We start from the raw sequence: 14,883 nt of genomic DNA, 5'->3' as shown, positions 1-14,883 counted from the left end.
ATGAATACGAACTTCAGTCCTACGATCCGCCAGCTGCGTGCATTCCTGGCGGTCTACCAGCTGAAAAAGCTCAGCGCGGCGGCTCAGCGGCTGTTCGTTACGCAGTCGGCGGTGAGCATGCTGATCCGCCAGCTCGAGGACGGACTGGACACGCGCCTGTTCGACCGCACCACGCGTTCGCTCAAGGCCACGGCGGCGGCCGAGCAGATGATGGTCACGGTCGAGCGCATCCTGCGCGACGTCGATTCGCTCTCGGCCGACTTTCGCGAACTGGCCACGCTCGAGCGCGGCCGCGTCACGCTGGCCATCACGCCCACGCTCTCGGCCTTTCTTCTGCCCGATGCCATGCGCGCGTTCAACGAGCAGCACCCCGGCGTGCGCGTGCTGGTGAACGACTGCGCGCCCGACCAGTTCATCTCGCGCATCCTCGGCGAGCACGTCGATTTCGGCATCGGCACGCCCGAGCGGCCCGGCGCCGAAGTCGAGGTGCAGCGGCTCATGCGCGACCACCTTGCGCTGGTGTGCCGGGAAGACCACCCGCTGGCCAAGGCGCGCGTGGTGCGCTGGACCGACCTGGCGCGCCATCCCGTCATCACCGTGCGCCCGGGCTACGGCGTGCGCCCGCTCATCGACGGCACCGCGGCCGATGCGGGCGTGGCGCTTGACGTGGTGAACGAGGTTTCGTTTCTCTCGACCGCCATCTGGATGACGGCCGCCGGCATGGGCGCGTCGATCATGCCCTCGGCCTTCGCGCGCGCGGAGGCCAATCCGTCTCTGGTGATCAAGATACTGAGTTCGCCGCGCGTGGCGCGCGACATCTCCATCGTCACCAAGCGCGGCCACTCGCTCTCGGCCGCGGCGCGTGCCTTCATAGAGGCTCTGAAGCGCTCCCTATAATTTTTAGATCCACAACACACGGGAGGGCCAGTCCCCATGAGAACTTTCATTCAACGTCTCGGGGCCCTGTCGCTCCTGGTGGCCTTCAGCTTCGCGCTGGTGGCCTGCGGCAACAAGGAAGCCGAGCAGCGCAAGGCCTTCACCACCTTCCTGCAGACCCGCGTGCTCGACAAGCCCGGCCTGCGCGTGCCGGTGCCTAACGAGGAAGAGAAAGCCTCGTTCGGCGACTACGCGAAGCACTACGCCGTGATCACCGACTTCAACGAAGGCATGAACAAGTCGGTGAGCCAGCCCATGACGCAGATCATGGCCAAGGGCGCGCTGCGTTCCATTGCCGACCTGCCGGCGCGCCGCGACGACCTCAAGGCCGCGAAGGATGGCCTGACCGGCTTGCGCACCGCGCTCGACCAGCAGACCGCCAAGGCCGATGCCGCGCATGCGCAGCTCAAGCAACCCGACGACCTGAAGCAGGTCTACGACAAGGCCTTCGACAAGACCGTGACTGCGCCGTCCACCACCTTCAAGGAAGTGTTCCCCGCGCTCGACACCGTGTTCAACAGCGCGCTGGCCATCGGCGACTTCATGGAGAAGAACAAGTCGAAGATCCAGGTCGCAGGCTCTTCGGTCACCGTGACCGACCCGGCGGTGCAGGCCGAGCTCAACAAGATGCTGCAGCAGCTCAACGGGCAGTCGGCAGCCATCAACGCTGCACAGCAGAAGATGCAGGCGATGGTGCGCGGCTCCTGACCGGAGCAGCGCAGCAACGACAAGAGCTCAGACGAAGTGGTCGAACGAGCCGAAGCGCTGTGACACCGGCGCGCCGGTTGCATCGACGATGCGCAGGCCGGCATCGGCCTCGATGCGGCCGATGCGCGTGACGCGCGTGGCGCTGTTCAAGCCGGCTTGCGTGACCGCGTCGCGCGCCGAGGCGGGAGCGGTGAAGACCAGCTCGTAGTCGTCGCCGCCCGAGAGCGCGCAGGTACGCAAGAGCTCGGTGCGCAGGCCGGGCGCCTCGGCAGCGATCAGGGCCGTGGCCGCATCGGCATCGAGCGTGGCGCCCACGCCGCTCGAACCGAGGATGTGGCCCAGGTCGCCGATCAACCCATCGCTCACATCCACCGCCGAAGAGGCGATGCCGCGCAAGGCCTGCCCCAGCGCCACGCGCGGCGTGGGCTGCTCCATGCGCATGCGCGTCGATTCGAAAGCCTCGGCCGACAGCACGATCGTGCCGCGAAACACCTCGAGCGCCAGCCGCGCATCGCCCAGCGTGCCGCTCACCCAGATGTCGTCGCCCGCGCGCGCGCGCGAACGCAGCAGCGCCGCGCCGGCCGGCACTTCGCCGAACACCGTGATGCAGATGTTGAGCGGGCCGCGCGTGGTGTCGCCGCCCACCAGCTCGCAGCCATGCGCATCGGCCAGCGCGAACAGGCCGCGCGAGAAGCCCTCGAGCCAGGGCTCGTCGACGCCCGGCAGCGCGAGCGCGAGCGTGAAGGCCAGCGGCTTCGCACCGCAGGCCGCCAGGTCGCTGAGGTTCACCGCCAGCGCCTTGTGGCCCAGCCGCGCCGGATCGACGGTGGAAAGAAAGTGCCGGCCCTCGACCAGCATGTCGGAGGACACGGCGAGCTGCATGCCCGCAGCGGGCGCAAGCAGCGCGCAGTCGTCGCCCACGCCCAGCGGGGAGCGCGTGGCGGGGCGCTTGAAGTAGCGCGTGATCAGGTCGAATTCACCCATGGGGGGTGAGCATAAGGGCTGAGGCCGTGCTCAGGCCTGCCCGCGGAAGCGCAGCGACGCCTGCCGCACCACTTCGGCCAGCAGCCGCTCTTTCCCCTGCTTCTCGCGCAGCCAGCGCGCGTCGTTGCGGTTGGCTTCCACGCTGGTGCGCAGCTCGCCCAGCGCCTGCGTGGCGTTGAGCGCCTCGCTGTGCCATTCGAGCTGGGTCATCGTCATCAGGATGTGGTCGCGCAGCGGCATGTGCTGGCCGGTGGCCGGGTCGACGTACACCGCGTCGAGCCCGAAGCGGCAGGCCTGGAAGCGGTTGTAGGTGTAGACGAGGTAGTCGTCTTCCGTCGGCTCGAAGGGCTGCTCCTGCAGGAACCACGCTGCCAGCGACTGTACGTAGCCCGCGAGCGCGGCGGCGCGCTCGACGGTGAGCGGTGTGTCGAACACGCGGATCTCGATGGTGCCGAACTCGGGCTTGGGGCGGATGTCCCAGTAGAAGTCTTTCATGCTGCGCACGACGCCGGTGCGGGTCATGCGCTCGAAGTACGCCTCGAACTCCTTCCAGCTCAGCGTGAAGGGCGCGCGGCCCGACAGCGGAAACGCGAACACCGAGTTCAGCCGCGCCGAGTCGAACTGCGTGTCCTGCCCCTGCACGAAGGGCGAAGACGCCGACAGCGCAATGAAGTGCGGGATGTAGCGCGACATGCGGTGCAGCATCAGCAGCGCCGAATCGGCATCGGGGCAGCCGATGTGCACGTGCTGGCCGAAGATGGTGAACTGCTTGCTCAGGTAGCCGTACAGCTCCGACAGTTCGCGAAAGCGCGGTTTGTCATAGATGCGCCGCTCGTGCCATTGCTGGAACGCGTGCGTGCCGCCGCCCACCACCGCGATGTTGAGCTTGTCGGCATTGCGGATCAGCGCCTCGCGAATGGGCGACAGCTGCGTGATCACGTCCTGCGCCGAGTGGCAGATGTCGGTCGAGATCTCGATCATGCTCGACGTCATCTCGGGCACCACGCTGCCGGGCAGCGGGGTCTGCGCCATCAGGCGCAGCATGTCCTCGGCGTACGGGGCCAGGTCGTAGTCGTGCGTGTTCACGAGCTGCAGCTCCAGCTCCACGCCGAGCGACAGCGCTTCCGACTTGTTGAAGGGTTCGAGCTTGACCGCGCGGCTCTCCGGGTCCGAAGGCAGCGGCGCCGAGCGGACGTCGTCGCTGTCCGGGTCGATAGGCGTGTTGTTGTGGTTGTTGGTTGCGGTGCTCATCGCTGCGTGTCCTCCGTGATGCTGAACGCCTGGGGCATCCAGGGCACCGAACTTTCGCCCACCGCATGGATGGCCACCGTGGCGAGCATCGCGCCCACCACCTCCATCAGCAAAATCGAGGGCAGGGCCACCTGCGTGATCATCGTGCCCAGCAGCGGCGATGCCGTGGCGAAATTGGAGGCAATGAGCAGCGCAATCGACGACAGCGGCGACATCGCACAGCCGACCCAGAAGGCCTGCTTCCAGCTCGCGCCGCTGCCCGGGTTGGCAATGGCCACGCCCGAAATCTTGGCCAGCAGGCGCACGCCGATCACGGCCAGCACCACGCTGGCCACGGGTAATGTCCAGTCGGCCTGCGCCGCCACGATCGACACCAGCACGAACATCAGCATGGTCAGCAGCGAGGCGGCAGTACCCAACTGTCGCTGCCAGGCCCAGGGCTTGGGGTTGAGCGTCTTCAACAGCACGCCGCCGATCAACGCTGCCAGCGGCGCCGAGCCGCCGATGTGCGCGGTGAGCGCGGCGCCCGCCGCGATGATCGCCAGCAGCAGGATCGACGTGTTCTCGCTCGACGGGCTCATCACCCGCAGGGCCGAACGCAGCGCCAGCGCCATGATCCCGCCGACCACGAACGACAGGCCCAGCACCACCGCCACCGGATAGAGCTTCTGCAGCATCGTCTGCGGCGCGCGCTCGATCAGCCCGGCCTGCGCATAGCCAAGTGCCAGTGCGTAGAAGGTGTTGAGCGTGGCCAGCGTCATCGCGCGTTCGGTCACGGGGCCGGCGGCGCGGGTGTCGATGATCACGCGGCTCAGCACCGCCGGAGAGGCGACGATGGCCATCAGCGCGATCGGGTTGGCCACCGGCTCGGGCAGGCCCAGCAGCGTGAGCACCCAGTACACGCCGAAGTAGGTCAGCGTGGCTTCGAGCAGGCTCTGCACCAGCACCATCGGGTTATGGCGGAACCAGCGCAGCGGCAGCCGCCCGCCGGCCTCGAACAGCACCACGGCCACGCCGAGTTCGAGCAGAAAGAGGCTGATGCCGCGCAGCGGCCAGATCGCGCCTTCGAAGCCGGCAAAGCCCACCACCGCGCCCACCAGCGAATAGCCGATGACCTTGGGAAACCCAAGATAGCGTTGCACCAGGTGGCCGGAAGCCGCCGCCGCCGCCAGCAGCAGCGACCACAGCACGGTGGGCAGGCCCGCCGAGGGGCGCACCCATTCGGACCAGAAGCCCAGCAGATCGTTGAGGAAGCTCGTCAAATTCATCCAGGCAGGAAAAAGCTCACCGGCCGGCTGCGCCAGCGGGCCCAGATCGCGCTGCGGATGCGGGCGCGGTCACCGAGGCTCACGCTGTGCGCGCGCAGCGCCAGGCGGAAAGCAAAGTAGAAACTCACGCTCACATTGAGCGCGCCAATGACCGGGATCGCCGCTACCGCCCACCACAGCGCGGGCTGCTGCAGCACCCCGAGGCCGGTGGATGCCGCGGCTGCGGCGATCTGTCCGGCCGAGAGTGTCACGTGCCGCACATCAAGGCCAAGCCCGAAGAAACCCGCGAACGCGGGCAGCAGCCCGAGCATGAGTCCCAGCGAGATGTTGGAGGCGAAGCCTGAGATGTGTGTGCGCATGAAATCGGCCCAGCGGCGGGCCCGTGCGGCGCCGAGAAAAGCGCCGATGCGGGGGTTGTAACGCATGGCGGAGTCCATGCGATGCAGGACAAAGGCGTTTTCTGTCCATCCGGCGACGATGCTGGCCGAAAACAGCAGGATGCCGGTGATTGCCGCGTAAAGCGCGGTCGGCCCCGCCAGCGAAAGCGATTTCAGCGTGGCTGCGGCATGCGCGGCGTCGAGCAACGGTCGTTCCAGCGCCAGCTGGGCCAGCAGCGCGATGCTCACCACCGCCGGCACCACGACCAGCACATTGCCCAGCACCGCCGCCACCTGCGAGCGCACGAGGTTCGCGACCTCGTCGACGAAATCGTTCACCGCGCCGTCCGAATCGATGTCGCGCAGCCGCGCCGCCATGGCCGGCGCCGTCATCGCGGGCTGCTTGGTGGCCAGCGTCAGGTGCAGCAGCTGGATCGCGACGAAGCTGGCCGCATACATCAGCCCCGCGCCCAGCCCGCTCCAGAAGGCCGACAGGCCCAGCGCGTAGATGCCGAACTTCAGCAGCACTGTGATGGCCGTGAGGGCGCCTCCGCCCGCGGCCTTCTTCACCATCTGCAGGTAGCTGGCGCGGTCGCGGGTGATGTAGTGCTCGCCGGTCTCGGCGCTGCGCTCGGTCACCTTGGCGGCCAGCATCGATGAGTTCGAAGCGATCAGCGCGCGGATGCTGTTGCGCTCGCCGCCCGCCAGCACCAGCCGGCCTACCAGTCGCGCCACGCTGGGCGCGGGGTTGGGCGCCATCAGGCAGTCGAGCAGCTCGCGAATGCGCAACACCCGCTCGCGCAACTGGCGCAGCCGGAACACCAGGCCGACCGAGATGCCGTTGTCTTCCAGGTGCGTGTAGACCGAGGCGGCGCCGGCCCGGCAGGCGTCGAGCCGGTCGCGGAAGGCCAAGAAGGCAGCCTGCAGCGCCTCCTCGTCGCGGGGCTCGCCGGGCCGGTCGAACATCTGCTCGCGCAGTTCGTCGAGGTCGGCCATCAGCGAATGGAAAGGGCGCCCCTGGCCCAGCACCTCGGTGCTCATGCGCAGGCGCAGCTCCGGCGAGAAACCGGCCGCAACCACCTGGCTGCTGCAGTAGGTGACGGCATCCATCACCGTGTGGCGCCAGCGCGGCGCGCCGTCGTCGTCCAGCGCCGCATCGGCCAGCAGCGCGCCGATGCGGGCCAGCTGCGTTTCGTCGAGCAGAGCGATCCAGCCCGCGTCGAACACGCCGGGCAGCACCATGCGGAACAGGTCCGACGCGTCGGTGGTCTCGGGCGTGCCGGGCAGGATCTTGCGGCGCAGCCGCTCGCCCAGCTCGCTGGCGAAGGCGGTGCGCGGCGCAAAGCCGTAGTCGGCCAGCAGCGTGGTCAGGTCGACCGCCTGCGTGAACACGCGCCACCAGGCGCGCAGCCGCTCGCGCAATTCGGGCCGCGCCTCGATGGCGTCGAGCAGCAGCTGCACGCGGCCGATTGCCGCCTGGGGCGAGGCGCGGTCGCCGCGCAGCCAGTCGAAGATATTGATGAGCCAGATGTGGCGCTGTGCCACGTCGGCTGTCGGGTCGAGGCCGGCAAGCAGCCCCTGCAAGTCGCGCGATGCGGCAGCCATGGAACGATCTCGTCAAGCGCCGGGGAACGCCGCGGAACCGGCTTTGCCGGGCCGCAGGTGTTGCCCCCGGCGAGGGGGGTGGCGAAGCGACACGAAGTGCGCGAAGCCTGGGGGAGTACCTAGTGAAGCACGCGGGAGACGGGGGCTCCGCCCACGTCCGCTTCGAGCACGAACATCGGAATCGGCACGTCGAAGCGCTCGCCTTCTTCCGTCACCACGAAATAGCTGCCATGCATCGTCCCGCTGGGCGCCTGCAGGCGGCAGCCGCTCGTGTAGCGGAAGGATTCGCCGGGCGCCAGCAGCGGCTGCTGGCCGATCACGCCGAGGCCTTTGACCTCCTGCGCATGGCCCGAGGCATCGTTGATGAGCCAGTGGCGGGCGATCAGCTGGGCAGCCACCGTCCCCGTGTTGGTGACGGTGACCGTGTACGAGAAGGTGTAGATGTTGTCCTTGGCCGACGACTGTTCGGCCAGGTAGCGCGGTTCGACTTGCACGCTGAAGGGGCTGTGTGACATGGGCGCGATGGTAACTGCAGGCCCTCTCCCCCCGGGTCCGCCGGGCGATGTCAGATCGTGTTGCCCTTCGGCGTGTTCTCGGGCGCTGCGGCCGGAACGGTCTGGAACAGCAGGTCGCGCAGCGCCGCGGTGGCGGCCGTGTCCGGGTCCCGGTCCGAGGTGCCGACCAGCACGATGCGCCAGACCTGGGTGCCGCTCTTCAGCAGCGTGGCGTCCACGTGCCGCGAGGCGTCCGCGGTCATCGCACCCTTCATCTGCAGGCCCAGGCGGCCCTTGACGTTGATGGGGCGCGCGCGTGCGTCCAGCTCCATCGACGGGCGCACCGCCATCGCCCAGATCCGCTGGTACTCGTCCAGGCTCACCTGCTCCATGCCACCTTCCACGGCGAAGACCGCGACCACGGTGTCCGAGAAGAAGGTGTGAACCACGTCGCCGGTGGTGTTGGACTGCTCCCGGTATTGCCACCCGCGCGGGATGCTCGCGCGCAGCTTCGTGACGGGGTTCGTCCACTCGAAGCCGGCGTAGAAGCGCATGCTTCTTTGCGCCTCGCGCTGGTTGATGAAGACCACGCCGGCCACGAGGCCCGCCAGTGCGGTCACGGCCAGGCCCGTGCGCAACACGCCGGTTCCAGCCGCCTGCACCAGGTAGCGCTTTGCGTCGTAGGTGGCGGGGCGGCCCTCCTTCACCTCGAAGAACTGGCGGCCCATGGTGAACAGCGTGACGAAGGGAATGCCCAGGCCGAGGCCGGACAGGTACATCCACGCCACGCGTCCCAGGTACTGGAGGAAGGTTGGCCGCCCGCCGTCGCGCAGCCTGACCCGCACGCCGAACAGCAGCTTGCCCAGCGTCGTGCCGAACAGGCCGAAGACGATGGCTTCGAAGACCAGCGCCACGGGCAGGAAGATGATCCCGAGCGTCGGCGTGGACGACGGGTTTTCCATCCACAGGCCGAAGGCCGGCCAGATGCGGCCCACCACCGCGGCCATGAAGAAGCCGGCGGGCAAGCACATCGTCCAGACGTCGAAGAGACGGGCGAAAAAGCGGCGCCACGGGCCGGCCGCCGGCAGGCCGGGGTCGCGCCTTTGCGGTGCTGGTGCCTCCAGGGGGCCGTCGGACAGCCACGGTTCCGGGTCGGGGCGCGCGGACTGCGGCGCGGGCATCGGGTGGTCCGAGGCTGCTTGCTCGTCGGGCAAAGGCGGCGCCTCGCGCACGGCGGCGGGCCCGAAGTCCGGCAGCAGCACGGGCTCCATGCGCATGCCGGGCAGCATCAGTTCCTCGACCTGGTGCAGGGGCTTCCAGGCCAGCCGCCCCGGACGCCAGACCAGCGTCTGCGCGTCGATGACGCCCGTGCGAATGCGTTCATGGATCTGCGCGACCGACAACGGACCCTGCCTGTCTTCGCCCCGTGCGTACCACCAGCCCTCGTCCATGGAAGCTCCCCCGTCTTGTAGTGCCGCCCTCTGCGGGCCACACAAATGTATCGGGAAGTACTCCTTGCTCCAAGGACAAGCGGGCGGGGCTGAAGCGACAATCGGGGGCATGAGCACCCCGTTTCGCATCGCGCCCTCCATCCTGTCCGCCGACTTCGCGCACCTCGGCAAAGAACTGACCGACGTGATTGCGGCCGGCGCCGACTGGATCCATTTCGACGTGATGGACAACCATTACGTGCCGAACCTGACCTTCGGCCCGATGATCTGCCAGGCACTCAAGCCCTACGCCAAGACCGCCGACGGCACCCCGGTGCCCGTCGACGTGCACCTGATGATCCAGCCGGTCGACGCACTGGCGGCCTCTTTCGCGCAAGCGGGCGCCGACTACATCAGCTTCCACCCCGACGCCTCGCCCCACACGCACCGCAGCATCCAGGCCATCAAGGCGGCCGGCTGCAAGGCCGGGCTGGTGTTCAACCCGGGGCTGGGCCTGGAGGCGCTCGACTGGGCCATCGACGACATCGACCTGATCCTGATCATGAGCGTGAACCCCGGCTTCGGCGGCCAGAGCTTCATCGACTCGGCCCTGCGCAAGATCGAACTCGCGCGCAAGCGCATCGAGCAGAGCGGGCGCGACATCCGCCTCGAGGTGGACGGCGGCATCAAGGCCGACAACATCGCCCGCGTGGCCTCGGCCGGCGCCGACACCTTCGTGGCGGGCAGCGCCATCTTCAACGCCAAGGACTACGGCGCCGTCATCACCGACATGCGCAAGCAGCTGGCGGGCGTCGTCAGCGCTTGATCTTCCCGCTCTTGTAGACGCGGTTGGCCTCCAGCCCGCGGTCGGTATCGACCAAACCGCGCTCCACGTCTTCATGGGCCTGGCGGCCCACCTCGGTCGGACGGCCGTCCGGCGTCTGCTGGCTGTCGGACGACTGGTCGTGCTCGTGCGGCAGGCGCGGCGCCGATTCGCCGCCTTGCTCCACCTTGGTCTTGCCGCCGCCGGCATCCTTTTGAGGATCGGCCGGCGCGGTCTTGCTCTTGCTGCTCTTGCTCATGCGGGGCTCCTTCAATGAAGAACGAGCCTGTGTCGCGACTGCCGCCGGGGCGGTAGGACATGCAAGGCAGCCCCTGTAGGCGGGCGTGGGCCACCATGATGCTATGAAATAAATAGCGCCTTTGCGCGCAGGGAAGGGGCTCCGCAATAATCCCCGGATGTCCTCCGATCCCTCAGATCCATTTGCCGGCATTGCCACCGACAGCCTGCGCATCCACGCCTTCGCCTCGCTGAACCCCGGTCCCCGGTTGCTCGTGATGGGCGGCGTGCATGGCGACGAAGTCTCCGGCACCCTGGGCATCGAGCGCATCCTGGGCGAGTTCGAGGCCGGCACCCTGCAATTGCGGCGCGGCGAGCTGACCCTGGTGCCCGTCGCCAATCCGCTCGCACGGCGCCGACTGCAGCGCGAGGGCGAGCGCAACCTCAACCGCCTGTTCCGCCCGACCGAGGCACCGGCCGACTACGAAGCCCGCGTGACCAACGTGCTGGCGCCGCTGATCGCGCGCCACGAAGTGCTGCTCGACCTGCATTCCTTCCAGAGCGAGGGCGAGGCCTTTGCCATGATCGGTCCGCGCGACAACACCGGCACGCTGGAGCCCTTCGCCCGTTCGTATGAAGAGGGCCAGCTCGCGCTGCACATCGGCACGCCCATCGTGGTGGAGGGCTGGCTCGACATCTACGCCGCCGGCCTCGCGCAGCGCGCGGGCGGCACGCCGGCAGACGAGGCTGCGCTCGACTTCGGCCGCGGCACCAACGAATACATCCGCAGCCGCGGCGGCTACGGCGTCACGCTCGAATGCGGCCAGCACCTGGACCCGCAGGCACCCGAGGTGGCGTGGCGCGCCATCCGACGCACGCTTGCGCTGCTGGGCATGGCGGCGCTGCCCGAAGGGCTGTCGGGTGCGCCGGTGCAGCCTCCCAAGCTGCTGCGCCTGGCCAGCGTGACCGACCGCCTGCACGAGGAAGACAGCTTCGTGCGCGACTGGGCCACCTTCGACGAAGTGCAGCGCGGCGAGCCCATCGGCATGCGCCACGACGGCACGCTGTTGAGCGCGCCCGAAGACGGCTTCATCGTGTTCCCCAACGCGATGGCGCTGCCCGGTGCCGAGTGGTTCTATTTCGCGCGCCCGAGCGAGCGCCGGCTTGGGCCGGTGGCCGGCGCGGCCTGACGAAGCCTGACGCCGCGCTCCTACATCGCCCGCACAGGGGCGGCGCACATTCCAAGACTGAAGGAGTGTGCCCATGCCAGTCTCGAAAAAAGCCCCCGCGCCGCGCGTCCTCTGGAAGGGCGCCATCAGCTTCGGCCTCGTCCACATCCCGGTGGCGCTCTATTCGGCCACCACCGACCACGGCATCGACTTCGACTGGCTCGACAAGCGGACCATGGACCCGGTCGGCTACAAGCGCATCAACAAGAAAACCGGCAAGGAGATCGCGCGCGAGCAGATCGTGAAGGGCGTCGAATACGAGGACGGCGAGTACGTGGTGATCAGCGACAAGGAGATCGCGGCCGCCTACCCCAAGACCACGCAGACCATCGAGATCGAGACTTTCGTGCCGGCCAACGGCATTCCCTTCGTGTACCTGGAGCGGCCGTACTACGTGGCGCCCATCAACCGCGGCGCCAAGGTGTACGCGCTGCTGCGCGAAACCCTGCAGCGCAGCGAGCGCGTGGGCGTGGCGCGTGTCGTCATCCAGACCAAGCAGCACCTCGCCGTGCTGGTGCCCGTCGGCCCCGGCCTCGTGCTGAACCTGTTGCGCTGGGGCGCCGACATCCGCCCGTGGACCGACCTGCCATTGCCCTCCGAAGATGCGAAGAAGGCAGGCCTGAGCGAGCGCGAGCTCAAGATGGCGAAGCAGCTGGTCGACGACATGAGCGCCGACTGGGACCCGAACGAATTCAAGGACGAGTTCAAGGACGAGATCCTTCGGTTGATCGACAAGAAGGTGAAGGCCGGCCAGACCGAGACCGTGACGCAGCCCGAGCCTGAAGAAGAGCAGTCCACCGAAGGCCGCGGCGCCAAGATCATCGACCTGACCGAGTTGCTGCAGCGCAGCCTGCGCGGCAAGGCGAAGGCTGCCGGCGAAGAAGAAGCTCCCCCACCCAAGGCCGCGGCGAAGAAGCGCAAGCCCGCCGCCAAGACAGCAGCGCGCAAGGCCCCGGTCCGACATCGCCGCGCCGCCTGACGCCGGCCTGCCGCCATGGGTACCACCGCATCGACCGCGCGCAAGGCGCTGGCGCGCTACCACGGCAAGCGCGATTTCACCCGCACGCCCGAACCCAAGGCCGGCGGCAGGAATGGCAAGGGCGTGCTGTCCTTCGTCATCCAGAAGCACCACGCGAGCCATCTGCACTACGACTTCAGGCTCGAACTCGACGGCACGCTCAAGAGCTGGGCCGTGCCTAAAGGGCCGTGCCTCGACCCGACCGTGAAACGCATGGCCGTGCACGTCGAAGACCATCCGATCTCTTACGCCGGCTTCGAGGGCACGATCCCGCCGAAGCAGTACGGCGCGGGCACCGTCATCGTCTGGGACCGCGGCGACTGGCTGCCCGACGGCGATGCGCGCAAGGCGCTCGCGGCCGGCAAGCTCAAGTTCGAGCTGCGCGGCGAGAAGCTGCACGGCCACTGGACGCTGGTGCGCATGCACGGCAAGGGCGACGAGAAGCACGAGCCCTGGTTGCTCATCAAGGAGCGCGACGGCGATGCGCGTGCGCTCGACGACTACGACGTGCTCGAAGAACAACCGGCCAGCGTGATTACTGGGCGCGACGTGGACGAGGTGGACCAGCCGCCGAAGAAAGTCGCAACAAAGAAGGCGCCCGCGAAGAAGACAGCACTGCCCGCCACCTTCCAGCCCCAGCTCGCCACTCTCGCGGCTTCGCCACCGCCGTCCCCCAACGACTGGCTCTACGAGCTCAAGTTCGACGGCTACCGCCTGCTCGCGCGCATCGACAGGGGCAAGGTCCGCTGCTTCACCCGCAACGGCCATGACTGGACCGCGAAGCTGCCTGCGCTCGCCAAGGCCCTCGCGAAGCTGCCCACCGATTCGGCCTAGCTCGATGGCGAGATCACCGTCGACGGCGAAAACGGCGCACCCGACTTCCAGGCGCTGCAGAACGCCTTCGACAGCGGTGCGACATCGTCCATCGTCTACTGGCTGTTCGACGCGCCTTTTCTCGATGGCGAAGACTTGCGCGACCTGCCGGTCGAGGAGCGCCGCGCACGGCTCGCACAGCTGCTCGGCAAGAAGCCGCCCGCGCTGCTGCGCCTGAGCGAAACCTTCGACGCCTCGCCGCGCGACTTGCTCGCGTCGTCGGCGCGCATCGGCTTCGAGGGCATCGTCGGCAAGCGCAAGGGCTCGCCGTATGTGTCGCGCCGCTCGCCCGACTGGATCAAGCTCAAGAACCAGCAGCGCCAGGAATTCGTGATCGGCGGCTACACCACGCCCAAGGGCACGCGCTCGGGCTTCGGCTCATTGCTGCTCGGCGTGCACGACGAGGCCACCGGGCGCCTGCGCTACTGCGGCAACGTCGGCACGGGCTTCGACGCCGACCGCCTCGCCGACATCAAGGCGAAGCTCGACAGGCTGGCCACCGAAGACTGCCCGTTCACGCCCACGCCGCGCGGCATCAAGGCGCAGTGGGTCAAGCCATCACTCGTGGCTGAAATTTCATTCGGCGAATGGACGCGCGAAGACCGCGTGCGCCAGGCCGTCTTTCAAGGCCTGCGCGCCGACAAGCCCGCGCGCGACATCCGCCGCGAGCGGCCGGAGGAAGGAAAGAGAAAGAGCACCCCCATGTCCCAGAAGATCACCCACGCCGACCGCGTGATCGACATGCACAGCGGCATCACCAAGGGCGAGCTCGCGGCCTACTACGACGGCGTGGCCAGGCTCATGCTGCCGCACCTGCGCGGCCGGCCGGTGTCGCTGGTGCGCGCGCCCGAGGGCGTGGGCGGCGAGCTGTTCTTCCAGAAGCACGTGCAGAACCGCGAGATTCCCGGCGTGCGCCTGCTCGATCCCGCGCTCGACCCGGGCCACGAGCCGCTGCTGCAGATCGACACGAAGCAGGGCCTGCTCGGCGCCGCACAGATGAACGTCATCGAGCTGCACACCTGGAACGCCACCTCGCGCGCCATCGGCAAGCCCGACCGCATGACCTTCGACCTCGACCCCGGCGAAGGCGTGGCATGGCCGCAGATACAGGAGGCCGCGATGCTGGTGCGAACGCTGCTTGACGAGCTTGGCCTGCCCTCGTTCCTGAAGACCAGCGGCGGCAAGGGGCTGCACGTGGTCGTGCCGATACGGCGCCAGTACGACTGGGATGCCGTCAAGGGCTTCTCGCAGGCCGTGGTGGCGCATCTCGCGCAGACCATACCGGCGCGCTTCGTCGCCAAGAGCGGGCCGCGCAACCGCGTGGGCAAGGTCTTCGTCGACTACCTGCGCAATGGCTTCGGCGCGACCACCGTCAGCGCGTGGTCGGCGCGTTCGCGCCCGGGGCTGGGCGTGTCGGTGCCGCTTGCGTGGGAAGAGTTGCCCGAGCTCACAAGTGCTTCGCAGTGGACCGTCGCCAATGCGGCGCAGCGCTTCGACATCGGCAACAAGCCCTGGGCCGCGATGGAGCGCAGCCGCAAGGGGCTTGCTGCGGCGATGAAGCTGCTCGGCTACAAGCCGGGGTGAAGTGCACGGCGCAGTAGTTCCAACGCGACCCTGAGTCGAAAGCATCAAGAACCATCTGCAGCTCAT

At 68.2% G+C, this 14,883-nt stretch carries 12 protein-coding genes and 1 pseudogene; 6 read left to right on the top strand and 7 right to left on the bottom strand.

What is annotated here, in order from left to right; translation table 11 throughout:
• A complete protein-coding gene (locus ACZYSP_RS13500; RefSeq protein ID WP_093054151.1) occupies positions 1-897 on the top strand; it encodes a LysR family transcriptional regulator in 897 nt (298 codons plus the stop codon).
• A gap of 36 nt (positions 898-933) precedes the next feature.
• Positions 934-1,644, top strand: coding sequence for a DUF3053 domain-containing protein (locus ACZYSP_RS13495; RefSeq protein ID WP_489014672.1), 711 nt, complete (start codon positions 934-936; stop codon positions 1,642-1,644).
• 27 nt (positions 1,645-1,671) lie between these two features.
• Here ACZYSP_RS13495 and thiL read toward each other — a convergent pair whose 3' ends face one another.
• From thiL to ACZYSP_RS13465, 6 genes are all read right to left on the bottom strand, one after another.
• Positions 1,672-2,628, bottom strand: coding sequence for a thiamine-phosphate kinase (gene thiL, locus ACZYSP_RS13490; RefSeq protein WP_093077036.1), 957 nt, complete (start codon positions 2,626-2,628; stop codon positions 1,672-1,674).
• A gap of 30 nt (positions 2,629-2,658) precedes the next feature.
• Positions 2,659-3,879, bottom strand: a complete 1,221-nt coding sequence (locus ACZYSP_RS13485) for a YbdK family carboxylate-amine ligase (RefSeq protein WP_093077038.1) — start codon at positions 3,877-3,879, stop codon at positions 2,659-2,661.
• Positions 3,876-5,147 carry a cation:proton antiporter gene (locus ACZYSP_RS13480; protein WP_093077040.1) on the bottom strand — a complete coding sequence of 424 codons (1,272 nt, stop codon included), beginning with the start codon at positions 5,145-5,147 and terminating at the stop codon, positions 3,876-3,878. The genes ACZYSP_RS13485 and ACZYSP_RS13480 overlap by 4 nt, the downstream gene beginning before the upstream one ends.
• Complete coding sequence (locus tag ACZYSP_RS13475) at positions 5,144-7,129, bottom strand: site-specific recombinase (protein WP_093175118.1); 1,986 nt, start codon at positions 7,127-7,129, stop codon at positions 5,144-5,146. The genes ACZYSP_RS13480 and ACZYSP_RS13475 overlap by 4 nt, the downstream gene beginning before the upstream one ends.
• A gap of 119 nt (positions 7,130-7,248) precedes the next feature.
• On the bottom strand, positions 7,249-7,644 hold the full coding sequence (apaG, locus tag ACZYSP_RS13470) for a Co2+/Mg2+ efflux protein ApaG (protein WP_093054165.1): 396 nt from the start codon (positions 7,642-7,644) through the stop codon (positions 7,249-7,251).
• A gap of 50 nt (positions 7,645-7,694) precedes the next feature.
• Positions 7,695-9,074, bottom strand: a complete 1,380-nt coding sequence (locus ACZYSP_RS13465) for an RDD family protein (protein WP_177192771.1) — start codon at positions 9,072-9,074, stop codon at positions 7,695-7,697.
• A 109-nt stretch (positions 9,075-9,183) separates the two neighbouring features.
• Between ACZYSP_RS13465 and rpe the strand changes: the two genes are divergently transcribed.
• Positions 9,184-9,879, top strand: coding sequence for a ribulose-phosphate 3-epimerase (rpe, locus tag ACZYSP_RS13460; RefSeq protein ID WP_093054169.1), 696 nt, complete (start codon positions 9,184-9,186; stop codon positions 9,877-9,879).
• Here the strand turns inward: rpe and ACZYSP_RS13455 are convergent.
• Positions 9,869-10,135, bottom strand: a complete 267-nt coding sequence (locus ACZYSP_RS13455; protein WP_093077045.1) for a hypothetical protein — start codon at positions 10,133-10,135, stop codon at positions 9,869-9,871. The genes rpe and ACZYSP_RS13455 overlap by 11 nt on opposite strands.
• 157 nt (positions 10,136-10,292) lie before the next feature.
• Here ACZYSP_RS13455 and ACZYSP_RS13450 point away from each other — a divergent pair, with 157 nt between their 5' ends.
• The 3 genes and pseudogenes from ACZYSP_RS13450 to ligD all read left to right on the top strand — a co-directional run bounded on the left by ACZYSP_RS13450 (position 10,293) and on the right by ligD (position 14,817).
• Complete coding sequence (locus ACZYSP_RS13450) at positions 10,293-11,303, top strand: succinylglutamate desuccinylase/aspartoacylase family protein (protein WP_093077046.1); 1,011 nt, start codon at positions 10,293-10,295, stop codon at positions 11,301-11,303.
• Between the two features lie 73 nt (positions 11,304-11,376).
• Positions 11,377-12,321, top strand: coding sequence for a non-homologous end joining protein Ku (gene ku, locus ACZYSP_RS13445; protein ID WP_093077048.1), 945 nt, complete (start codon positions 11,377-11,379; stop codon positions 12,319-12,321).
• Between the two features lie 15 nt (positions 12,322-12,336).
• Positions 12,337-14,817: pseudogene (gene ligD / locus ACZYSP_RS13440) on the top strand (DNA ligase D).
• Positions 14,818-14,883 lie beyond the last annotated feature (66 nt).

Source organism: Variovorax sp. F042, assembly GCF_057814215.1.
The sequence above is the reverse complement of the archived record's forward strand: the minus strand, read 5'-3'. Positions and strand labels throughout refer to the sequence as shown.

What these genes read in the sequence shown, in the direction of transcription:
- ACZYSP_RS13500 (WP_093054151.1), top strand. Translation starts at nt 1, where the DNA reads ATGAATACGAACTTCAGTCCTACGATCCGCCAGCTGCGTGCATTCCTG.
- ACZYSP_RS13495 (WP_489014672.1), top strand. Translation starts at nt 934, where the DNA reads ATGAGAACTTTCATTCAACGTCTCGGGGCCCTGTCGCTCCTGGTGGCC.
- thiL (WP_093077036.1), bottom strand. Translation starts at nt 2,628, where the DNA reads ATGGGTGAATTCGACCTGATCACGCGCTACTTCAAGCGCCCCGCCACG.
- ACZYSP_RS13485 (WP_093077038.1), bottom strand. Translation starts at nt 3,879, where the DNA reads ATGAGCACCGCAACCAACAACCACAACAACACGCCTATCGACCCGGAC.
- ACZYSP_RS13480 (WP_093077040.1), bottom strand. Translation starts at nt 5,147, where the DNA reads ATGAATTTGACGAGCTTCCTCAACGATCTGCTGGGCTTCTGGTCCGAA.
- ACZYSP_RS13475 (WP_093175118.1), bottom strand. Translation starts at nt 7,129, where the DNA reads ATGGCTGCCGCATCGCGCGACTTGCAGGGGCTGCTTGCCGGCCTCGAC.
- apaG (WP_093054165.1), bottom strand. Translation starts at nt 7,644, where the DNA reads ATGTCACACAGCCCCTTCAGCGTGCAAGTCGAACCGCGCTACCTGGCC.
- ACZYSP_RS13465 (WP_177192771.1), bottom strand. Translation starts at nt 9,074, where the DNA reads ATGGACGAGGGCTGGTGGTACGCACGGGGCGAAGACAGGCAGGGTCCG.
- rpe (WP_093054169.1), top strand. Translation starts at nt 9,184, where the DNA reads ATGAGCACCCCGTTTCGCATCGCGCCCTCCATCCTGTCCGCCGACTTC.
- ACZYSP_RS13455 (WP_093077045.1), bottom strand. Translation starts at nt 10,135, where the DNA reads ATGAGCAAGAGCAGCAAGAGCAAGACCGCGCCGGCCGATCCTCAAAAG.
- ACZYSP_RS13450 (WP_093077046.1), top strand. Translation starts at nt 10,293, where the DNA reads ATGTCCTCCGATCCCTCAGATCCATTTGCCGGCATTGCCACCGACAGC.
- ku (WP_093077048.1), top strand. Translation starts at nt 11,377, where the DNA reads ATGCCAGTCTCGAAAAAAGCCCCCGCGCCGCGCGTCCTCTGGAAGGGC.